The organism is Paraburkholderia sp. JHI869 (assembly GCF_038900775.1).
Lineage (GTDB): Bacteria > Pseudomonadota > Gammaproteobacteria > Burkholderiales > Burkholderiaceae > Paraburkholderia.
Map to the genome: position 1 here is coordinate 30,517 of NZ_JAYMSC010000048.1, position 20,202 is coordinate 50,718.

Genomic DNA, 20,202 nt, shown 5'->3' on the forward strand with positions numbered 1-20,202 from the left:
CGATACTTACGACTATCTTCTGTGCTTATTGAGACCCACCGCCGACATGCACCGACGGCGCCTCGAAACGCCGAAAGCGCAGAGCATTGTCCAGAACGAACGCGCACAGATAATGCCATGGCATCCGCCGCAAAGACCGGCGGCGAGGAAGTCCGTATTGAAACAAACGCGCGCGCTACCCAGCAGCGTCACTGATTGCCGTGTGCGACGCACGTTTAGAGGGAGGCGATGAATCCAATCGCCAATCAGTCGCCGATTAGTTGGGTTGACCTTCCGTGTGAATTCCCAAACCCCCGAACACGGAAACTCTGACAACCTCACAAGCTCGCTGTCCGTGCGGAGATGCCGACATGAAGCCCGACCTCCCAACCGATGCACATGGGCATCGCCTGCTGATCCTGCAAGGACTCCTGCCCATCGATCGCGCTCAATTGCCACGCGACATCGTCGCCGGCGTCACGCTTGCCGCGCTCGACATTCCCATGATGATGGGATACACGAAGATTGCGGGGACACCTGCTGTCACGGGTCTCTACACGATCTTGCTACCGCTGGTTGCGTTTGCTCTGTTCGGCGCGTCGCGGCATCTCGTGGTCGCCGCGGATTCCGCCACGGCCGCTATCCTGGCCGGCACGCTCGTATCGGTCGCCGCACTGGGCAGCAACGAATACGTCGCGCTGACCGGTTCCGTCGCATTGGTCGTCGCGGTCATGCTGCTTCTGGCACGTGTCTTCCGTCTCGGTTTTCTGGCGGACTTTCTGTCGCGAAGCGCGCTGATCGGATTTTTGACCGGTGTTGGCGTTCAGGTCGCGGCGGGGGCGCTTGCTGGGCTGATTGGGCTAGAAAAGCATGGGCGCGGGCCACTGACCCAACTCATGTCGGTGTTTCAGGATCTCGGCAGCGCGAGTTACGCCACAACAGCGCTATCCGTTGCGGTACTTGCCGTGATTATCGGGTGCGAGCGCTTCGTGCCTCGCGTACCGGGCGCGCTGATTGCAGTCATCGGCACAATCGCCGCTAGCGCTCTCTTCGGCTTCGCGCAGCGTGGCATCGCGATAATTGGCGCGGTTCCGGGCGGATTGCCGCCGCTGACGATGCCGCCGCTGCGGCTTGCCGACATGGATCAGGTGCTGGCTACGGCCGCTTCGTGCTTCATCGTCATCATCTCGCAGAGTGCGGCGACCGCTCGGGCCTATGCGAACCGGTACGACGAGCGTGGCGACATAAACGTCGACATCGTCGGCCTTGCGGCAGCTAACACGGCGGCGGCTTTCTCTGGCACGTTCGTCGTGAACGGCAGTCCGACACAAACGGAAATGGTCGCTGACGCGGGCGGGCGGAGCCAGGTCTCTCACCTGACAACTGCCGCCATCGTGGCGCTCGTGCTGCTGTTTTTCACGCGGCCGCTTGGTTTTTTGCCGACTGCGGTGTTGTCCGCGATCGTCTTCTTGATGGGCATGAAGCTGATTAACGTAAAAGGCATGGTGGAGTTATTCCGCCTGCAGCGAGACGAATTCGTGGTTGCCTTGATCACAGCGTGCATCGTCGTGTTCGTCGACGTGCAGCACGGCATCATTGCCTCCGTGATCCTTTCGCTGATCGACCATGCGCGATACAGCTACCAGTTGCGTACGCGTGTGATGACACGGACCGACAGCGGGCATTGGGTGCCGCACAAGGTCGCGCCCAATTTGTCTGCAGCACCGGGAATCGTCGTCTATCGGTTCGAGGCCGACCTCTTTTACGCCAACGCCGGTCGCTTCCTCGGAGAAATCCTGAATATTGTCGAGCAGGCACATCCACCCGTGCGCTGGGTGGTGCTCGACGCAACTCAAATCGACAACATCGACTACACGGCCGGCAAGACACTGGTTCAATTGCGCGCGGAACTCTATCGGCGCGCCGTGGGGCTAGCATCGGTCGCGTTTCCCGAAGGTGTACTTGCCGAGATACAACGTTATCAGACGCTAAGTTGCCCAGCCCCGCGCCAAAGGATGTTTGCGACCGTAGACGAAGCGATCAGGATACTGGCTGATGCGCCTCCCCCGGCGCACTGTGACGTGCCGTGACCATCGGCTGGCGATTTCATTTCGAAGCCTGCATGGCAGGCGGTGATTTCAGGCCTATTGAAGTACCTTGTCGTCGGCCGCCTTCAGCGGCACCAGCAGGCTTCCGTGTGCGGGCACAAGCAGACCCGCGGCCAAGTCCGAGAGCGCGGACTCGTACTCTGCGCGGAGCTCAACAAAGCGAAGCCAGCATGCATCGCGATCGGGCTTGATCGCGGCGCCAAGCCGAGCAAACCGCTCGCAGGCCGCATCAAAACTGGACCGCGTGAGACGTTGCGCGTTCCGAGCCTCAGGTGCGCCCGGGCGAGCGGACAGCGCTGCGGTGATCAATCGCAAGGCGTCGACACCTGTACGATGGCACACGACGGCCGATGAAGCACTTCGTGTCTCGATCGCAGACAGATAGAACGAGACCGAATCAAGAGCGACGGCGGCAGCTGCGAGCCATGTCTGACCGCGTTGCACTGTCGGGACAAAAGCTAGTATTGGCGCCAGCGCGTGAGTCTCAGCCATAGTACGGAACCACGACTCCCAGCCCTCCCATAGCGCGTTCCAGTCGTTCGAGCCGGAGAGCAGAAACCATTCGACGAGCGAAAAATTCGTGAGCCCGGTGGCGGCGCGCGCGTAGAGCCAGGCCACCTTGGCCTCCCGCAGTTGGATCGTCGTCTGATATCCGGGGATAAAAGTGAAGTAGAACACAACGACACCTAGCCCCATCGCGCCCTCCACGATGGCAAGCTGCTGCCCCGCAAGGTTTGGTGGCGTAAGGAAACCGAGTGTGCTGAGAGCAGAGCCGCTGGAGATCACTGCCTGCAAAAAGCTCTGCTCGGCGCGGAACGTCCAGATCAGCAACGAAAAACCGGCGAGCACAATGCCAAACCACACGATGATCAGCAGCAGCATATACAGCGGCAGCACCCATGCCAGCACATCCTGGATGTCGGCGTAGCTTTGCCGTTTCGCAGCCCGGCGCGCGAGTGCCGTGTAGATGAGCCACCCGACGAAGCGCGACAGTCGATCCCCCCGCTGTCGATTGACAACTGCCACTTTCATCACCGACCGCAGAAAGGTCAATATAAGCAGAAGCCCAACCAAGCAAGAGCCAACTCGCAGCGATACATGCAAGAGAGTATCCATATCAAGGCCATGGAAGAGTTCACTGCCCCCCTAAAACCATGAGCGTGCGCCAGGCCTGTACCAGCGACTGGAACGCGCACCCCTTGCTTCATCGATCTTCACCGCACGGAAACGCAAGCCACCACCGGGAGCGATCTAGAAGCGGTATCTGCGACCGACTCACGCTGCGGTTACGGCCGCAACCGGGTACAAGCAGTAGCACCAGGACCAATCTGAATTACGAAAACAATACAACTCGAATTGGTTCTGGTACTCAGCGCTTTAATGGGCGAATCTCTGGCGGGTTCTAAGGATGATTGCGACCCTGATGATACTCTCAGATAAAGCAAACCATTTACCCGATTTCACTTCTGGAAGAATTCCGCGTGCGGTCGGCACACTCCTTGGTGAAACATAGCAGAGCACCACCTTGACCATCAATTCAGGAGTCCTACTAACAAACGGCATCGACACGTTTGCATTGATCGGTGCGCCTCGACAAAAGGCGAGCGCGATGAGCAGTTGCAAGACTGTGACACCTGCGACACGTATCCCAACATCACTGGAATGCCGAATATGGCATGCATGATGCCTTCAACGATTTTGCGCGCGATCTATTGGCAAGATTCCTTTCTGGAATGACAGCGCCATGTCACGATCAACTCCTTCCTGTTTTCTTTCAAATTCATAAGTTAGTTATCTATCTCACGATTCGTCATAAATCGGTGGAAATCACGAGAAATTGATAGCACATCAACTCGTTCCAACGAAAATTTTGTAACTGGAGAACAGCGGTTGTACTATGCTGTAGCTCATCGAACTGAAGCTGGATTTTGTGGGGCGTGCGCTCCGAGGAGGTTGAAAATGGCGGAGTTCGAAAAGAGACTGGCTTGCGTCATCAAAGCGGATGGCAGCGTCATGCGCGGTTACTTGATAGACAGCTGCAAGTTGAACGGAGCGAATGAGTACACCATCACCTGGAAGGTACCGTTGCAAGGTGACGCAAAAACCAATTTTGCCGCGACTATCGGCAGCGCGATGGATGAACCGGTCGAGCCCGGTTTCATCACGGTCGGCGTGACCAAGAACCCATTGCAAATGCAGGTTCACACCTATGATGCTTCGGGCAAGCCGGCGCCTAGATCGTTCCACATTGCGGCTTTCCGGGATCAGTAGCATATTGCGGGCGTTGCAATGTAATAAATCCGAGCGTGTCGAAAATCACCGGCCCCAAAATCTGACTTTGAGCGCGAGCCGGTCCCTCCGTGATCCTGGCGTCTTCAATCCGCCAACCATCACTAAGTAGAGCGTAAGGATCGGACGTGCGACGCGTGAGAATGCAGTGTGTCGTGTCGACTAGCAACGCGCACCAACCGCGAACAACGTCGGGAACACGAATACCCGCCAGAACAACATTTCACTCGCGGCCTCGCTTGCCAACATCCCGGTGAGGCTGACCTCGGTTACCGCGTCGAACCCCATCCGAATAGAAAGCAAAGCCGATTGGAAACGTCTGAACAGGTGTCGATAGACGACCGCGCCGGTCTACTTCTACGCAGAGACGTGCGCGTGGGGACGCTTGCACGCGCTCTCGCCGCACCGGGCTTATCGGGAGCGCACTAAGAAATATAACAAGGACTGTTATAGGAGGTTCCATGACTAACCAAACCCAAGTCCACCATGGCGCTGTTGGTCAGCGTCACGCCCCTGACGAGTCCGAGCATCACGTCCACGCAACAGCAGACACCGCGCAGGATGCGGAGAAGCCATTTACCGACCCGGTCTGCGGCATGAAGGTTGTCGCCAGTCCTGACAAGAAAATCGCACACAACGGAACGGACTACTTTTTCTGCAGCACCCGCTGCATGGAAAAATTCCGGGCCAATCCGCAGCAATACCTGTGCCCACCATCGCTTGAGCCAGTTCATACAGCACAGGACGGGACGATCTTCACCTGCCCGATGCATCCCGAAATACGGCAGCCGAAGCCGGGAAACTGCCCCATCTGCGGAATGGCGCTGGAAGCTCTCATACCGGCACTCGAAGAAGGGGAAAATCCGGAGTTGGTCGACTTTCGCCGCCGTTTCTGGTGGACCTTGCTGCCGACGCTGATTGTGGCCGTGCTGGCGATGGGCTCGCATCAATTCTTCCACGGCGGGATCCCCTACCAGAACTGGGTTGAACTGGTGCTCAGCACCCCCGTGGTGGTGTGGGCCGCTTTGCCATTCTTTGAACGCTGGTGGCAGTCGGTGCTGAATCGCAGCCCGAATATGTGGACATTGATTGGCACCGGAGTTGCAGCGGCCTATGCCTACAGCGTCGTCGCGACTGTTGCACCGGAGCGGTTTCCTGCAGCGTTCAGGACGGAAGGTCGGGTCGCCGTCTATTTCGAAGCGGCGGCCGTTATCGTTTCCCTGACGCTGCTCGGGCAAATTCTTGAGTTGCGCGCGCGCTCACAGACCTCGGCGGCAATCAAGGCGCTGCTTGGAATGGCGCCCAAAACCGCCCGCCGTATCAATCCAGATGGCACAGAGGAAGACATTCCCCTTACTCATGTTCATATCGGAGACACGCTTCGGATTCGTCCGGGCGAGAAAGTGCCGGTCGACGGTATCGTCGTCGAAGGCGAAAGCGCAGTGGACGAGTCGATGCTGACCGGTGAGCCGATTCCCGTCACGAAGCGGGCCGACGAAAAGGTCATCGGTGCGACCCTGAACACCAGCGGCAGCCTGGTGATGCGCGCGGAAGCGGTGGGCTCGCAAACCATGCTGTCGCAAATCGTGCAGATGGTGGCGCAGGCGCAGCGCTCACGCGCGCCGATGCAGCGACTGGCGGACGTCGTGGCCGGCTACTTCGTCGTCATCGTCGTCGGCGTTGCGCTGCTCACGTTCATCGGCTGGGGCCTGTTCGGTCCCGAACCAAGCTGGGTGTTTGGGTTCGTCAACGCAGTGGCGGTGCTGATTATCGCCTGCCCCTGCGCCCTAGGACTGGCCACCCCGATGTCCGTCATGGCGGCCACCGGGCGCGCGGCAACCCAGGGAATATTGTTTCGCGACGCGGCTGCGATTGAAGGATTGAAAAAAGTCGATACCCTCATTGTCGACAAGACCGGCACCCTGACGGAAGGCAAGCCCGCATTCGATCGCATCGTTCCAGCCGCGGGCTTTACCGAAGAGGACGTACTACGGGACGCGGCCAGCATCGACCAGGGAAGCGAACATCCGCTCGCGCACGCCATCGTTGCCGAAGCTCGCAGGCGCGGCATGAAGTTGTTCAAGCCGGAAAGCTTCGAATCCTCGTCCGGCATCGGCGTGCGCGGCACGGTCGGCGGCCGTGGTATCACGCTAGGCAATACCGCGCTGATGGAAACGGAAAAGGTGAACTGGAGTCCCCTTGCGAATGCCGCGGAAGCACTACGCAAGCAAGGCGCGAGCGTGATGTATCTTGCCGTTGACGGCACGCTCGTGGGCTTGATCGCGGTATCCGATCCGGTCAAGGCCACTACGCCGGAAGCGCTCAAGACGCTAAAAGACACCGGTATGACGGTCGTAATGGCAACCGGAGACGGCTTGACTACAGCCCGGTCGGTCGCCAGCAAACTTGGCATCGCCGAGCTCTATGGAGAAGTCAAACCGCAGGACAAGCTAACGCTGGTGGAGCGTTATCAGTCGGAGGGTCGGGTAGTTGCGATGGCGGGCGACGGCATCAACGACGCGCCGGCGCTGGCCAAGGCTAATGTCGGCATCGCGATGGGCACTGGAACCGATGTTGCAATGAGCAGTGCGCATGTGACCCTGGTGAAGGGCGATTTGCGCGGCATCGCACATGCCAGGGAGCTTTCGGTAGCCACAGTACGCAACATGCGGCAGAACCTGACCTTTGCTTTCGCCTATAACGCGCTGGGGATTCCGGTGGCCGCCGGCGTACTCTATCCAATCACGGGACATCTGCTGTCGCCCATTGTTGCAGCGCTCGCCATGAGCCTGAGCTCGGTGTCCGTGATTACTAACGCGCTCAGGTTACGAGGAACAGCAAAATGAGTCCCACGCACCATGACCGGCACAGCCTTCTAATGGAAGACGAATATGAATCAGCGCGATAGGGATGCCACGGCTAACGGCGAATCGACTTCCTGCCAGCAGTCCGGCGCGGGCGCAAAACAGGGTGCACAGATGAGCGAGCGGCTTAACAGCGCATGCTTTTGTGTCAGCCTTGATCATTCAGCCCTACGGCAGGCCCTGGCGTCCGAATTGGGCTTGCCAGAGTTGGTCGCCCTGGTCGAAGAGCGCTGCCCCTACCTTTTCTCCATGCAACCGGTATTTATTTCGGATAACCAGGCAGATCGCATGGAAAAGGTTGTGAGTGCAATTGAGGTTGTCGTTGCACTACCTGCCTGGCGTGAACGCGTACTTGCCGACGCGCCGGCCGTTGCCCGCCACGACCCGGGTGGCGCCAAAGGCGTGTTCTTTGGTTATGATTTTCATCTGCGCAATGGAAGCGTTGGCCTCATTGAAGTGAATACCAATGCCGGTGGTGCAATGCTGAATGCAGTGACGGCGCGAGCCCATCATGCCTGCTGTCTCGATGAGGAGCGGCTGGCTGCGGCGACAGACTCTGCGGCAGCACTCGAGAAGAACATCGTCGACATGTTCTTGAATGAATGGCAGCTCTCGAATCGTCATCGCCCGCTGAAAACCATCGCCATTGTCGATACAGACCCGCAACAGCAATATCTGTATCCCGAGTTTCTGCTGTTTCAGCGTTTATTCCAACGCTACGGCCTGCACGCCGTCATTGCAGACCCATCCAGACTGGAACTGGAGGACGGCGTGCTGATGCACAACGGCACTCCGATCGACCTGGTATACAACCGGCTGACCGATTTCATGCTGGAGGAACCGGCAAGCGCGGTCCTGCGCCGCGCTTATCTGGACAATGCGGTCGTGCTGACGCCGCACCCGCAGGCCCATGCACTCTACGCGGACAAACGGAATCTGGCGGTGCTCTGCGATACGAATCAACTACAAAAGATGGCTGTGCCGCAGCGTGTACAGGATGTACTTCTGTCGAGCATCCCTCATACGGAAGTTGTAATCGCCGCCCATGCCGAGCGCTTATGGCGCGAGCGGCGCCGCCTCTTTTTTAAACCGACCGCAGGATTCGGTAGCCGCGCGGCGTTTCGAGGCGACAAGCTGACCAAACGCGTCTGGCAAGACATTTTGGCTGGTGACTACGTTGCGCAGGCCATCATGGCGCCTGGAGAAAGGGGCACGGGCACGCAGTCCAATCCGGGATCGCTCAAGTTCGACATGCGCGTGTACACGTATCAAGGCGATGTTCAGTGGAAGGCAGCTCGCATGTATCAGGGACAAACAACCAACTTCCGCACCCCGGGCGGCGGATTTGCTCCCGTCTACACACTTCCGGACGTCCAGGTCGAAACATTGATGGCGTCCGGCGCCGGATCAGGTTGTTGTGACAAGACGTGCCTTTAGTCGTTCTGTTGCAGCAAGACGGCCTGGTCTACTAGCCGGGTGAAAGTTGACGGTGTGAACGTAAACAGGCTTGTAGAGCGATCTGGGAGGTCACATGTTCGCGAACTTGTCCCGCGACGCGAGAGAAGGCGTTTTTCAACACTATCGGTCACTAACGGCCACTCCAAAACAGGTTGAATCCGCCATTCGTAACCTGCCCGATGCATCGGCAGGGAAGATAACGCCGAGCCCACACGGCGCAGCTCGAGCGCGCAATATCTAGATACTCAGGGTGCGCAGTTCGCCAAAGAGCAATCCCTTCAGCGTCCGCAGGAATAGACCCAGAATGACAAGACTGGTGACGGCAAGCAGCAGCAAGGCGATGCTATTGGTGAAGAGACCGGGACTATCTGCTGCAACCATAAGTGAGCAAAGTGCCGACGCAGACAGAGGAAAACTGATCGCCCACCATGCAACACGAAAGGGACAGCAGCCAGCCAGGTAACGCATCTGCACGAAGAGCACCGCGAGCAAGAACAAGGTTAGAAAATAGAGCACTTCCGCGAATAGATCGTTGCTTCCGGTTACCGTGATATAGGTCGAGCAGCCGACGGCGAAGGGCGCAACGAGAATCATCAACGACGGTCGCAAACCGTGCGGCATCGGGTCCTCGAACAACAATCGCGCGAAGATCAGCGTAAAGATTGGTACCGCGAAGAATAGCCCAACCGCGAGCGCGAACACGCCAAGTTCCGACGTGGCCGGTAGGCCAAGAGCCGGCATTGCAACAGGCAGATCGAGCAGGCCAACAAATGGAATGATCCATGCCGGAGTAGCGTGAAGCATCTGCTGGCGACGACTCATCCACCGGCTGACGATCAACCAGGCGAACAGCATCATGCCGACTGCGCCCACTACCCACGTGCCGAACGCAAGTTCATAGCTGACACGAACCAGGACGATTGGCAGCAGCAGAAGACTGATCGGTACCGTCCCGAACATACAGCTTGCAATCGGGTGCTCAAACTCCCTCTTAACCGCCTGCCAGGCAGTCAGGCATTTCCAGCCATACCCTAGAACCAGTGATATAAAGGCCACTACCGCGACGGTGCCTATACTGTCAGCGATGAATTCAGTCACACCATACAGTTGCGCTGCCGCACGCCAAGTGGAGGCGAGTCCAGACAGCCCGATGACCGACCCGAAAAGTCCGATCGGCAGGTAGTCGAACGCTCGTCCAGTTTGGGGCGAGCGACTTGCAATCATTTGCGTCTCTGGGTCGTCGAAGTTCATCGGATGCTCCGGAGCAATGAGGGAACCTGGGAGAACTGATCAACGTTCTGAAACCTTCTATTGCGATACAGACACGTGAATCGTCCCGATGCAATACCACACCTGAACTTCAGTTCGGTCAACGAGATCTTGGTCCAACAGGTCAGGAATTTCGAAGGGCTGACGGCATCCGGACGCGAGTAGGGACGCCGTGCTGATCGCAGCGCCGCGCGGGCCTCGGCTGTCAGCCGACCCGGATGTGGGGATGGCCGTTAAACACCTCAAAACGGCGGTAGAAGTGAGGCCGGGTTCAAGGTCCGCAGTGGGTCGAACTGGGACATACAACTAAAATCTCGTTGGAAACAAAAGCCGGTCGAGCGCCCACGCCTGCCTGCACGGTGTTCAGGCGTGCCGTCTATTGCCTGGCCGCCCGGTGATTGTCTGGTCGAGGCCCGCGAGGTATTCAGGACACCTTTAGGTATGCGGTGCAGCGCATATGGATGCGTTGCACGACCGGTGAACGATAGTCCAGAAACCAGCCGGAACGCAGATTGAAGAGTCTGTGTAAATGCGCATCATCCTTCGGAAAGGAGACAGCACTCTCCTCTTCAGTGATCGCGCGGGACGCCGCAACCAGCCGGGCGCTCACATTTCGCAACCGTTCGATGCCAGCCCGATCTGTGCCGATTCAATCAGGTGACCGGTGCGCAGCCAGACGCCCTCGCGGGCGAAGGCAAAGAGCTGGCCGACCACGTGGAAGCGGAGCAGTGCGGCGCGTGCTTCGTTATCAAAGTTCTTCACCACTCGCATGCACCCTTGACCGGTTTGGGTTTGGGTTTGCGCTTCGAGGCGCGCGGCGGCGCGCCGTGGTTACTGTGAGGATAGGCTTCTGGGTATAGACGGCGCCAAATATTACTGATACCTTACACATAGGTTGCGTCCAGACCCCGCAACCTCCAGCGCCTCCCAAGCTGGAAGACAAAGCTTAAGGCCGTCGTATTCACTCAGAATCGGCGGCCTCTTTTCATCATGCAGAGCCTGGCGGTGCGTGCTTCGCGTCAAGACGTCCTGCCACTTCCGCTCCATTGCGTGGGTCCCTCGCGGGGCCGCAATCGGGCTGATTCCCCCTTCGGCGCCGCCTGCACAGCCCGATCACTTTAGCGCGCCGGACGGAAGGTCACGGGGATTCGCCCTGAAAGACGCCTTGCCCTCCTGCCCGTTCGCGTGGCCGGGGCTAGTTGCTCCGATCTGTACCGAGCGACCGTTAGTCGCGTAAATGCGTTACGAATCTATCCCGGTGACCCATAGCTAACGTAGAGCGAACAATCAACCGTGACATGACGATCCCCTTTTATGGGCCGGTGAAAGGGACACTCTGTGAGTACCGCCTCGCAGCTCGGCCAGGACACGAATGAAATTGACGGTGCCCAACCGCGCGTCCGCCGCGGGTCAATGGCAAGAAGGTTGTCCACCCATCTAATCGCACGACCACCGGACCGTCTCTAAATTTGCCGCTCGGAAAGGTCGGTGCGCTGGCAAAGAAACCTGCACGAAAATCAAGGGCACCCCTGTGTGCGACTGTGCGCCCACCCGCCCGGGAAATCCCTAAATTGATATCGTTCACCTGCGAACATATAGTTCGCACATGAACGACAAACGGGAGCCCCCCAGTATGGCCGCCCACGACCCAGCAAGCGCGAGCGCGACGCTCGAGTCCATGCCGCTCGAAGGCGTGTTCGTCGTCGATTTCAGCCAGTTCCTCGCCGGCCCCTCGTGTTCGCTGCGCCTCGCCGACCTGGGCGCGGACGTCGTCAAGATCGAGCGTCCGCAAGGCGGCGACCTGTGCCGGCAATTGAGCATTTCCGACCAGTTGCTCGGCAATGACAGCGTGCTTTTTCACACCATCAATCGCAATAAGCGCAGTTTCGCCGCCGACCTCAAGCAGGCCGGCGATCTGCGCCGCGTGAAGGCGCTCGTCGCGCGCGCGGACGTGGTGATCCACAATTTCCGCCCCGGCGTGATGGAGCGTCTCGGTCTGGGCTACGACGTCGTGCGCGAGTTGAACCCGCGCGTCGTCTACGCGAACGTGACCGGCTACGGCGAAACCGGTCCGTGGCGCGACAAGCCGGGGCAGGACCTGCTTGCGCAATCGCTGTCCGGCATCGCCTGGCTTTCGGGCGACGCGGCACAAGGGCCGGTGCCGGTTGGCGTGTCGATCGCCGATATCGTGACCGGCGCGCATCTCGCGCAAGGCGTGCTCGCCGCGCTCGTGCGGCGCGGCGTGACCGGGCGCGGCGCGCGCGTGGAGGTGAGCCTGATGGAATCGATTCTCGACGTGCAGTTCGAGCAGATCACCGCCTGGCTGCGCGGCGACGGCGCGCTCCCGCGCCGCTCGGCCGTGAACAACGCGAGCGTTTATGGAGCGGCGCCCTACGGCATTTTTGCCACGTCCGACGGCTATCTCGCCATCGCTATGGCGCCCATCGGGCAACTTGCACGCCTGCTGGATTGCACGCCGCTCGAAGCCTTTGCCGACCCCGCGCTCTCGTTCGCCCGCCGCGACGACATCAAGGCGCTCCTGCGCGAGCATTTGCGCACGCACGGCACGCAGCACTGGCTGGATCTGCTGGAACCCGCCGACATCTGGTGTGCGCAGGTGCAGAACTACGCAGAGCTAATTAATCATCCGGGTTTCGCGGCGCTCGACATGACGCAGCGCGTACTCACGCAGGAAGGCGCCGGCTTGACGACCTTGCGCTGCCCTATCCGCATTGACGGCGCGGTGCTCAAGTCACCGCGTGCTGCGCCCGCACTTGGCGAACACACGCAGGAACTCGCCGCAGCTTTTGCGCTGGACGAACATATACCGGAGGCCATGCCGTGATCAGGGAACAGTTCTACGAAGAGTACGAGATCGGCTTCTCGCGCCGCACCTTCGGGCGCACCATCACCGAAACCGATGTCGTGATGCATGCGGGCCAGACCGGCGACTTCTTCCCGCATCACATGGACGCGCAGTGGTGCGCCACGCAGGACTTTGGCCAGCGCATCGCACACGGCACGCTCGTGTTCAGCGTGGGCATCGGCATGACGGCGGGCACCATCAATCCACGCGCGATGTCCACGGGCTATGACCGCGTGCGTTTCGTGAAGCCGGTGTTCATTGGCGACACAATTACGGTCACGGCGAGCATCACCGAAAAGCGGCCCCACGCGAAACGCGAAACGCACGGCGTGGTGGTGGAGCGTATCGACATCGCGAACCAGCTTGGCGACACCGTGCTCGTGTGCGATCACCTGTATCTCGTCGAGCGGCGGACGCCCGGCGCGGATTGACCCCTTAGCCGTTCAACCCAAGCGGGCTCTCGACCCGCATAGCACGATCATTTCAGGAGACGTCAATGCGGAAGAACCTCTGGACGCTCGGCGCGCTCGCGCTCGTCTGCGCGTCGGGCACACTGTGCGCGAAAGAAGTGACACTCGGCTATTCGAGCGTCGGTTTGAGCTACCCGTTTGCGGCCGCGATCGCCAAGGGCTTTGAAAATGCGGCGAAACAGGCGGGCGTGAAGACCGTCGTGCTCGACGCCAAAGGCGACGTCCAGAAGCAGGCCAACGACATCGACGATCTGATCGCGCAAAAGGTCGACGGCATCGCGATCATGCCGCTCGATTCGACAGTCGCGCAGGGCTGGGTCGATCGTGCCGCCGCGCGCGACATTCCCACCGTGGGCGTCGCGTCGGAAATCGGCGATCCGCACAAGCGTCCCATCAAGCAGGTCTACGAAAAGCTCTCCGCGCTCGTCACGCAGGACGAAGTCACCGCGGGCGCGAAAGCCGGCGCGATGGCCGCGCCCATGCTGCCCAATGGCCGCGTCGCGAACATTGCCATCGTGGAGGGCTCGGCGGGCTTCGCCGAGGTTTCGCAGCGCACCGAAGGCTTCAAGCAAGGGCTCGACAAGGCGGGCGCCAAGTACAAGATCGTCGCGTCACAGCCGGGCGACTGGACTTCCGAAAAGGGCGAATCGACCTGCCAGAATATCCTCGCTGCCCACCCCGGAGTCGACCTGATCTTCGCGCAATCCGACGACATGGCGGTGGGCTGCGCGCTCGCGCTGCGCACGGCAAGCTCGAACGCGAAGCTGATCGGCATGGGCGGCTCGAAGCTCGCCATCAACGCAATCAAGGTCGGCGACGTGACCGGCACGGTGTGCTATAAGCCCGAGGAGATCGGCAAGCTCGCGTTTGACGCGCTCTATGGCACGGTCACGAAAAAGAACGTGCAGAAAGCTGTGTTCGTCGCCTACGACACGCCCGCCATCACGAAGGTGAATCTCGCGAGCTGCGTGCCGCAATGGTGAGCGACGCAAGCGCCGGCGCGCTCCTGCGTTTCGAGCGCATCGAGAAGATCTTTCCGAACGGCACCGTCGCGCTGCGCGGCGTCGACCTGGAGGTCGAGCGCGGTAGCGTGCACGGCTTGCTCGGCGCGAACGGCGCTGGCAAGTCGACGCTCATCAAGATTCTCTCGGGCGCGTTTGCCGCGTCGGCCGGACGCATCGTGTGGCACGGCGAAGCGGCGCGCTGGACGAGCCCGAAAGAAGCCAATGCGATGGGCGTCGCGACCATCCATCAGCACATTCCGCTCGTGCCGACTCTGTCCGTTCTGGAGAACGTTTTCCTCGGCGATAGCGGCCGCTGGCGGCGCGATCAGGCGTATCGCGAGCGCTTCGCGCAATTGTGCGAGCAGGTCGGCTACGCGCTCGAGCCCGATGCGCTCGTTGCCGATCTCTCCATCGGCGAGCGCCAGATGGTGGCGATCTTTCAGGCTTTGGGAACCGGGGCGGAGCTCATCGTGATGGACGAGCCGACCGCCTCGCTTGCCAACGAAGAGCGCGAGATCGTCTACCGGACCGTGCGGCATCTCGCGCGCGCCGAGGGCAAGGCCATCTTGTTCGTCTCGCATTTTCTCGACGAAGTGATCGCCCTCACCGACTGCGTGAGCGTGCTGCGCGACGGCGTCGTGGTCATGCATGCGAAGACGGACGAACTCGACGAAGCGCGTATTGCCGAGGCCATTGCGGGCCGCGAGATCGTCGCGCTGGAACGCGCCGCGCCGCCAGCGCGTGCGCCGCATGCGAGCGTGCTGCTCGAACTCGACGCCCTCGCCTCGCCGGGCAAGCTCGCGCCGCTCACGCTGAACGTGGCCGCCGGCGAGGTGATCGGCGTGGCGGGTTTGCTCGGCTCGGGACGCAGCGAATTGCTGCACGCGATTTTTGGCGCGGACGCCGCCGCGACAGGCACCGTGCGCGTGCGAGGCAATCCGATTGGCCGCTCGACCGGCGCGGCGGTCGCTGCGGGCCTTGCGCTCGTGCCGGAAGACCGGATGCGCCAAGGGCTCGTTCCGCTCTTTGAAGTCTGGCGCAACATCACCCTGCCCGCGCTCGAAGGCGTCTCGTGGCGGCGCTGGCTGCCTTCGCGCGAGCAGGAACGCAAGCGCGGCGAGGAAGCCATCCGGCGCCTGCAGATCAAGGCGCAGTCGCCTGACGTGCTCGTCACGGAACTCAGCGGCGGCAATGCGCAGAAGGTGACCATCGCCAAATGGCTCTTCAGCGACGTCGAGGTATTTCTGCTCGACGAACCCACGGCGGGCATCGACATCGGCGCGAAGACGGACATTCTGCTGCTGGTGCGCGAGCTTGCGGCGGCAGGCAAGGCGGTAATCATCGTTTCGTCCGAGTTCGAGGAACTGCTGGCGGTCAGCGAGCGGATCATCGTCATGCGCGACGGCAAGTGCATCGCCACCCGCATGGGACGGGATACTTCGGAGCACGAACTCATCTTGCTGGCGGGCGGACGCGGCGCGGCAGCGCCCGAAGGCGCGCCGGCAACGGCTGACTTGAGCACAGTCACATCGGGCAGGCAACCATGAATCTATCGACGTCGAACCGGCATCCCGCTACCACGAGCAATGTCGGCGCCAACGCACAACGCGCCACAAGCCACGCCGTGGACTGGCGGCGCGTTTTCGGGCTGCGGGAAATGGGCGTGTATTACGCGCTGATCCTGCTCGTCGCCGTGCTCTCTGCGGTGACGGCCTATACCGGGCGCCCGAACTACTTCAGCATCATCAACGTGACGAACGTGCTGTATCAGGCTTCGCTCATCGCCATCATGGCGGTCGCGATGACCGTGATTCTCATCACCGGCAATTTCGATCTCTCGGTGGCCTCCGTCGCCGCGCTTTCGGCGGCGGTGATGATCGGTCTCGCGGATTCCATCGGCTTCGTGCCCGCCGCGCTCGTGGCCATGCTCGTCGCCGTGCTTGCGGGCGTGCTCAACGGCGCCATCGTGCAACTGCTCGGCATCAACGCATTCATCGTCACGCTCGGCACCTTGACGGCTATTCGCGGGGTCGTGCTCATCGTCACCGACGGCCGCTCGCTTTCCGTCGAATCCGTCGATACGATCGCCGCCATGCGCGCATTCGAGTCCGGCCGTGTGCCGCTCGGACATGCATTCGTCGCACTCGGCATCGTGCTGATCGCCGCAGCCGCGCTGATTTCGTTGCGCGCGAAACGTTCTGACGGGACGCTCGGCACGAGGGCACCCGTCGTGCTCGGTATGCTGGCCACCGGCGCGTGCGTACTCGCGCTCGGCTGGTATGGCGGCGAGCGGCTCGCGGTGGCGAAACCTGTCATCTACATGGCCGTGTTCACAGCGCTCGTGTGGTTCGTGCTCACGTTCACCAATACGGGCCGGCGCATCTATGCGGTAGGCGGCAACGCGGAAGCCGCACGCCTCTCGGGCATCAACGTGGGCCGGTATAAAATGGCCGGATTCATTCTGTGCAGCGCGGCGGCCGGCTTCGGCGGCATTCTGTTCGGCAGCCGGCTCGGCGCAATCAATCCCACGGCATTTCAGGGCGCGGAGCTGACCGTGATCGCCTCTGCGATCCTCGGCGGCACCTCGCTCTACGGCGGCGCGGGCAGCGTGATCAAGACGCTTTGCGGCGCGCTCCTGCTGTTCACGCTGACCAACGGGTTCAATATCCTGAACCTGGGCGCGAACTTCCAGGGCGTGATCGAAGGCAGCGTCGTCGTCGTGGCCGCGGCGATCTATACCGTGGGAGGAACCCGCCGTCGCGCACGGACACGTTAAAGGATCGACCCATGCCCCGCACCAAAGCCCTGTCCGAAACGCTCGCGGCCGACCTGGACGACGAATCGTCTTCCGGCGGCAAGCCCAACTACTCCGTGCCGGCCGTCGAAAAAGCGCTGGACATCATCGAATATCTGGCCGCCGAAGGCGTGCCGATGACGCGCGCCCAACTCGCGCGCGCGCTCAACCGCCAGCCGCCCGAACTCTTTCGCATGCTCACGTGCCTCGAATCACGCGGCTACCTGTGGCGCGATGCGGGATCGAACGCGTACGCGCTCACGCTCAAGCTGTTCGAACTGAGCCGCACACATTCACCGTATGAAGGATTGCTGCGCGTGGCCGAGCCGCATATGCGCGAGCTTGCGGCCCAAACGCGCGAGTCACTGCACCTTTCGATGCTCCACGGCCACCAGGTGATGGTGATCGCGCAAGAGGAAAGTCCGAAGCCGTTCAGGCTTTCGGTTGAAGTCGGCTCGCTCCATGCGCTCGCGAGCACGACCTCGGGACGCGTACTGCTCGCCAGTCTTCCCGAGGAAGACGCCGCGGCGCTGCTCAAGCGCGATCCGGCGCACCGCCAGCTTTCGGCGGCCGGCCGGCAGACCCTGCGCGAACGGCTTGCGCTCATCCGCTCGCAAGGCTACGAATGGAGCGAAGGCGAATGGTTCGAAAGCGGTATCGACCTTGGCGTGCTGATCGGCTCGCCTGGGTCCCAGGTGAAGGCCGCGCTCGTCGTGGCGACCCTGCGGCGCAAAGGCGAAGGGCCGACGCTCGAACAGGTGCTGCCCGCCCTGCAGGCGTGCGCACAGGCCATTGGCGTCGCGGCAGGCATTGTCAAAGCTGACGCGGCTTGAACGGAGATTCGATTTGACCACTACCCTGCGCGTCGCCGTGCGGCAGTTCGGGCCGTTCGAAAGCGGCATCGTCAAGCAGTTCGACGACTTCGCCGCCTCGACGGGCGTCGACGCCCGCATCGAAATCGCGCCGATGGATCTGAACCCGCTGCACGACGCGCTAATCAGCCGGCGCGAACTTGCGGGCGGCGCGTGGGATCTTGCGTTTTTGTCCACCGACTGGCTGGCGCAGGCCCACGCGCTCGGGCTCGTGGAGAACCTGCTGCCGTTTCAGGCGCGCGAGCCGATCGCGGACTTTCCCGACGCCTGGAGCCCGTCGTTGCTCGGGCTTCAAAGCTTCGACGGCGGCTTCTGGGGCATGCCGTATCACGACGGCCCGGAGTGCCTGATCTATCGCACGGATCTGTTCGACGATGCCGGGCTCGAGCCGCCCGCGACATGGGACGCGTTCGTAAGCACGGCGCGGCGTTTGCATGCACCGCACAAGGGCGTCAACGGCACCGCGCTCGCGCTCTTTCCAGACGGGCACAACGGCTTCTACGACTTCTGCATGCACGTATGGTCGCGCAATGGCGAGTTGTTCACGCGCGACGGTGCGCCCACCCTGCCCGGCCCCGCCGCGTGCGAAGCGCTCGACTTCATCCGCGCGCTCGCGCGCGATGAGGCGGCGCTCGCGCCCAATGCGCAGGCAATCGACAGCGTGCGCTCGGGCCTCATGTTCGCGGCGGGCGAAGTCGCCATGATGGTCAACTGGTTCGGCTTCGCCGCGTACGCACAGACCGCGCCCGAGAGCCGCCTGGCGGGCCTGGGCCGCGTGGGCGTGGCGCCGGTTCCGCGCGGCGCGCACGGCACGAGCGTGTCGCTCAACGTCTTCTGGATGCTCTCGATGGCCTCCGGCTCGCGGCACAAGGACCTCGTATGGCGCTTCATGCGCCACTGCGCGAGCGCGCCGATGGACCGGCTCGCGACGCTCGAAGGCACGATCGGCACGCGCATTTCGACCTGGCACGACGCCGAGGTCAACGCGCGCATTCCGTTCTTCCACCGTCTCGAAGCGCTGCACAGCGTAGCGCGCGAGTTGCCGCGGCATGCGCGCCTTGCGGACATCTCGCACGTGATCGACGCGATGCTCGCACGCGCCATCGAAAGCGACACGCCAAGCGACGCGCTGCTCTCGCAGGCGCAGGCACAAATCGAGGAAATCGTGCGATGAACGCGACGCTGCAAGCCCTCCAGCAAGCGTGGCCGATGCCCGCATTGCGCAAGCCGGTCGTCCTGATCGGCGCGGGCGGCATTGCGCAGGACGCCCATTTGCCGGCCTATCGCAAGGCGCAATTCGACGTGCGCGGCGTGTTCGACGTCGATACGGCGAAGGCGCGCGAAGTCGCGCAACGCTGGTCGATACCCAATGTGTACGCGTCGCTCGACGAGGCCTTTGCCGCGCAAGACGCCGTATTCGACGTCTGCGCGCCCGCGGCGGTGCATGCCGGCATCGTCGAGTGCGCCCCCGAAGGCGCGACCGTGCTGCTGCAAAAGCCGCTTGGCCTCGACCTCGCGCAGGCGAGCCGCTTGCTCGCGCTGTGCGAAGCGCGCGGATTGAAAGCGGCGGTGAACTTCCAGTTGCGTTTCGCGCCGATGATGCTCGCCGTGCGCGACGCCATCAGGCAAGGCCTGCTCGGCGAACTCGTCGACGTCGAAGTGCATCTGAATCTCGCCACGCCGTGGCATCTGTTCCCGCATCTGAAAGCGGACAAGCGCGTCGAGGTGGTGTCGCATTCGATCCACTATCTCGACCTGATCCGCGCGCTGATCGGCGAGCCGCGCGGCGTGCTCGCGCGTGGCTACACGTACCCCGGCAGCGGTCTTGCCGATACGCGCACGAGCGCGATTCTCGATTACGGCCCGACGCTGCGCTGCACGCTCTCGCTCAATCATCATCACGATTTCGGGCGGCGCTTTCAGGACGCGGGTTTCCGCTTCGAAGGGCGCGACGGCGTGCTGATGGTCAAGCTCGGCGCGCTGCTCGACTACCCGTTGGGTGAGCCCGACGAACTCTGGTTCTGCGCGCGCGGCGGCGAGTGGACGCAGGTGCCTCTGCGGGGCGCGTGGTTTCCGCATGCGTTCATCGGCACGATGGCGAACCTGCAGCGCTTTGCGAGCGGCGAGGACGAAAAGCTCGTCTCGGGCGTTGCCGATGCGTGGCGAACGATGGCGCTGGTCGAAGCGTGTTATCGCAGCGAAGCGGCCGCGGCACAAGCCATCCCCGCC

16 protein-coding genes are annotated in these 20,202 nt (G+C 61.7%); 12 read left to right on the forward strand and 4 right to left on the reverse strand.

Annotated elements, in window-relative coordinates; genetic code table 11:
• The first annotated feature begins 350 nt into the window (after positions 1-350).
• On the forward strand, positions 351-2,069 hold the full coding sequence (locus VSR72_RS40900; RefSeq protein WP_342957868.1) for a SulP family inorganic anion transporter: 1,719 nt from the start codon (positions 351-353) through the stop codon (positions 2,067-2,069).
• Between the two features lie 54 nt (positions 2,070-2,123).
• Here VSR72_RS40900 and VSR72_RS40905 read toward each other — a convergent pair whose 3' ends face one another.
• Positions 2,124-3,119, reverse strand: a complete 996-nt coding sequence (locus VSR72_RS40905; RefSeq protein WP_342957869.1) for a hypothetical protein — start codon at positions 3,117-3,119, stop codon at positions 2,124-2,126.
• Positions 3,120-3,464: 345 nt separating this feature from the next.
• The gene (locus VSR72_RS40910) at positions 3,465-3,710 is read right to left on the reverse strand and encodes a hypothetical protein (protein ID WP_342957870.1); all 246 of its coding nucleotides are present in this window, start codon (positions 3,708-3,710) and stop codon (positions 3,465-3,467) included.
• Between the two features lie 336 nt (positions 3,711-4,046).
• Here VSR72_RS40910 and VSR72_RS40915 point away from each other — a divergent pair, with 336 nt between their 5' ends.
• From VSR72_RS40915 to VSR72_RS40925, 3 genes are all read left to right on the forward strand, one after another.
• Positions 4,047-4,358, forward strand: a complete 312-nt coding sequence (locus VSR72_RS40915) for a hypothetical protein (RefSeq protein ID WP_342957871.1) — start codon at positions 4,047-4,049, stop codon at positions 4,356-4,358.
• 479 nt (positions 4,359-4,837) lie between these two features.
• On the forward strand, positions 4,838-7,222 hold the full coding sequence (locus tag VSR72_RS40920) for a heavy metal translocating P-type ATPase (protein WP_342957872.1): 2,385 nt from the start codon (positions 4,838-4,840) through the stop codon (positions 7,220-7,222).
• A gap of 45 nt (positions 7,223-7,267) precedes the next feature.
• The gene (locus tag VSR72_RS40925) at positions 7,268-8,677 is read left to right on the forward strand and encodes a hypothetical protein (RefSeq protein ID WP_342957873.1); all 1,410 of its coding nucleotides are present in this window, start codon (positions 7,268-7,270) and stop codon (positions 8,675-8,677) included.
• 258 nt (positions 8,678-8,935) lie between these two features.
• On the opposite strand, the gene VSR72_RS40930 is transcribed toward VSR72_RS40925, so the two are convergent.
• Both VSR72_RS40930 and VSR72_RS40935 read right to left on the reverse strand, forming a co-directional pair.
• Positions 8,936-9,949 carry an SLAC1 anion channel family protein gene (locus VSR72_RS40930; protein WP_342957874.1) on the reverse strand — a complete coding sequence of 338 codons (1,014 nt, stop codon included), beginning with the start codon at positions 9,947-9,949 and terminating at the stop codon, positions 8,936-8,938.
• Between the two features lie 624 nt (positions 9,950-10,573).
• A complete protein-coding gene (locus tag VSR72_RS40935) occupies positions 10,574-10,738 on the reverse strand; it encodes a hypothetical protein (protein WP_342957875.1) in 165 nt (54 codons plus the stop codon).
• An 862-nt stretch (positions 10,739-11,600) separates the two neighbouring features.
• Between VSR72_RS40935 and VSR72_RS40940 the strand changes: the two genes are divergently transcribed.
• From VSR72_RS40940 to VSR72_RS40975, 8 genes are all read left to right on the forward strand, one after another.
• Positions 11,601-12,812 carry a CoA transferase gene (locus tag VSR72_RS40940; RefSeq protein WP_342957876.1) on the forward strand — a complete coding sequence of 404 codons (1,212 nt, stop codon included), beginning with the start codon at positions 11,601-11,603 and terminating at the stop codon, positions 12,810-12,812.
• Positions 12,809-13,264 carry a MaoC/PaaZ C-terminal domain-containing protein gene (locus tag VSR72_RS40945; RefSeq protein ID WP_342957877.1) on the forward strand — a complete coding sequence of 152 codons (456 nt, stop codon included), beginning with the start codon at positions 12,809-12,811 and terminating at the stop codon, positions 13,262-13,264. Before VSR72_RS40940 ends, VSR72_RS40945 begins: the two co-directional genes overlap by 4 nt.
• A 65-nt stretch (positions 13,265-13,329) precedes the next feature.
• Complete coding sequence (locus VSR72_RS40950) at positions 13,330-14,286, forward strand: sugar ABC transporter substrate-binding protein (RefSeq protein ID WP_342957878.1); 957 nt, start codon at positions 13,330-13,332, stop codon at positions 14,284-14,286.
• Complete coding sequence (locus VSR72_RS40955; protein WP_342957879.1) at positions 14,280-15,854, forward strand: sugar ABC transporter ATP-binding protein; 1,575 nt, start codon at positions 14,280-14,282, stop codon at positions 15,852-15,854. Before VSR72_RS40950 ends, VSR72_RS40955 begins: the two co-directional genes overlap by 7 nt.
• The gene (locus tag VSR72_RS40960) at positions 15,851-17,083 is read left to right on the forward strand and encodes an ABC transporter permease (RefSeq protein ID WP_342957880.1); all 1,233 of its coding nucleotides are present in this window, start codon (positions 15,851-15,853) and stop codon (positions 17,081-17,083) included. Before VSR72_RS40955 ends, VSR72_RS40960 begins: the two co-directional genes overlap by 4 nt.
• Before the next feature lie 11 nt (positions 17,084-17,094).
• Positions 17,095-17,934 carry an IclR family transcriptional regulator gene (locus VSR72_RS40965; protein WP_342957881.1) on the forward strand — a complete coding sequence of 280 codons (840 nt, stop codon included), beginning with the start codon at positions 17,095-17,097 and terminating at the stop codon, positions 17,932-17,934.
• A gap of 13 nt (positions 17,935-17,947) precedes the next feature.
• Positions 17,948-19,147 carry a sugar ABC transporter substrate-binding protein gene (locus VSR72_RS40970; protein ID WP_342957882.1) on the forward strand — a complete coding sequence of 400 codons (1,200 nt, stop codon included), beginning with the start codon at positions 17,948-17,950 and terminating at the stop codon, positions 19,145-19,147.
• A partial coding sequence (locus tag VSR72_RS40975; protein WP_342957883.1) for a Gfo/Idh/MocA family oxidoreductase occupies positions 19,144-20,202 on the forward strand: 1,059 nt, incomplete at its 3' end. The genes VSR72_RS40970 and VSR72_RS40975, both read left to right, overlap by 4 nt.

Bases quoted from the DNA above. Each gene is read 5' to 3' on its own strand.
- VSR72_RS40950 (WP_342957878.1), top strand. From the start codon at position 13,330: ATGCGGAAGAACCTCTGGACGCTCGGCGCGCTCGCGCTCGTCTGCGCG.
- VSR72_RS40915 (WP_342957871.1), top strand. From the start codon at position 4,047: ATGGCGGAGTTCGAAAAGAGACTGGCTTGCGTCATCAAAGCGGATGGC.
- VSR72_RS40935 (WP_342957875.1), bottom strand. From the start codon at position 10,738: ATGCGAGTGGTGAAGAACTTTGATAACGAAGCACGCGCCGCACTGCTC.
- VSR72_RS40925 (WP_342957873.1), top strand. From the start codon at position 7,268: ATGAATCAGCGCGATAGGGATGCCACGGCTAACGGCGAATCGACTTCC.
- VSR72_RS40955 (WP_342957879.1), top strand. From the start codon at position 14,280: ATGGTGAGCGACGCAAGCGCCGGCGCGCTCCTGCGTTTCGAGCGCATC.
- VSR72_RS40905 (WP_342957869.1), bottom strand. From the start codon at position 3,119: ATGAAAGTGGCAGTTGTCAATCGACAGCGGGGGGATCGACTGTCGCGC.
- VSR72_RS40920 (WP_342957872.1), top strand. From the start codon at position 4,838: ATGACTAACCAAACCCAAGTCCACCATGGCGCTGTTGGTCAGCGTCAC.
- VSR72_RS40940 (WP_342957876.1), top strand. From the start codon at position 11,601: ATGGCCGCCCACGACCCAGCAAGCGCGAGCGCGACGCTCGAGTCCATG.
- VSR72_RS40930 (WP_342957874.1), bottom strand. From the start codon at position 9,949: ATGAACTTCGACGACCCAGAGACGCAAATGATTGCAAGTCGCTCGCCC.
- VSR72_RS40965 (WP_342957881.1), top strand. From the start codon at position 17,095: ATGCCCCGCACCAAAGCCCTGTCCGAAACGCTCGCGGCCGACCTGGAC.
- VSR72_RS40960 (WP_342957880.1), top strand. From the start codon at position 15,851: ATGAATCTATCGACGTCGAACCGGCATCCCGCTACCACGAGCAATGTC.
- VSR72_RS40900 (WP_342957868.1), top strand. From the start codon at position 351: ATGAAGCCCGACCTCCCAACCGATGCACATGGGCATCGCCTGCTGATC.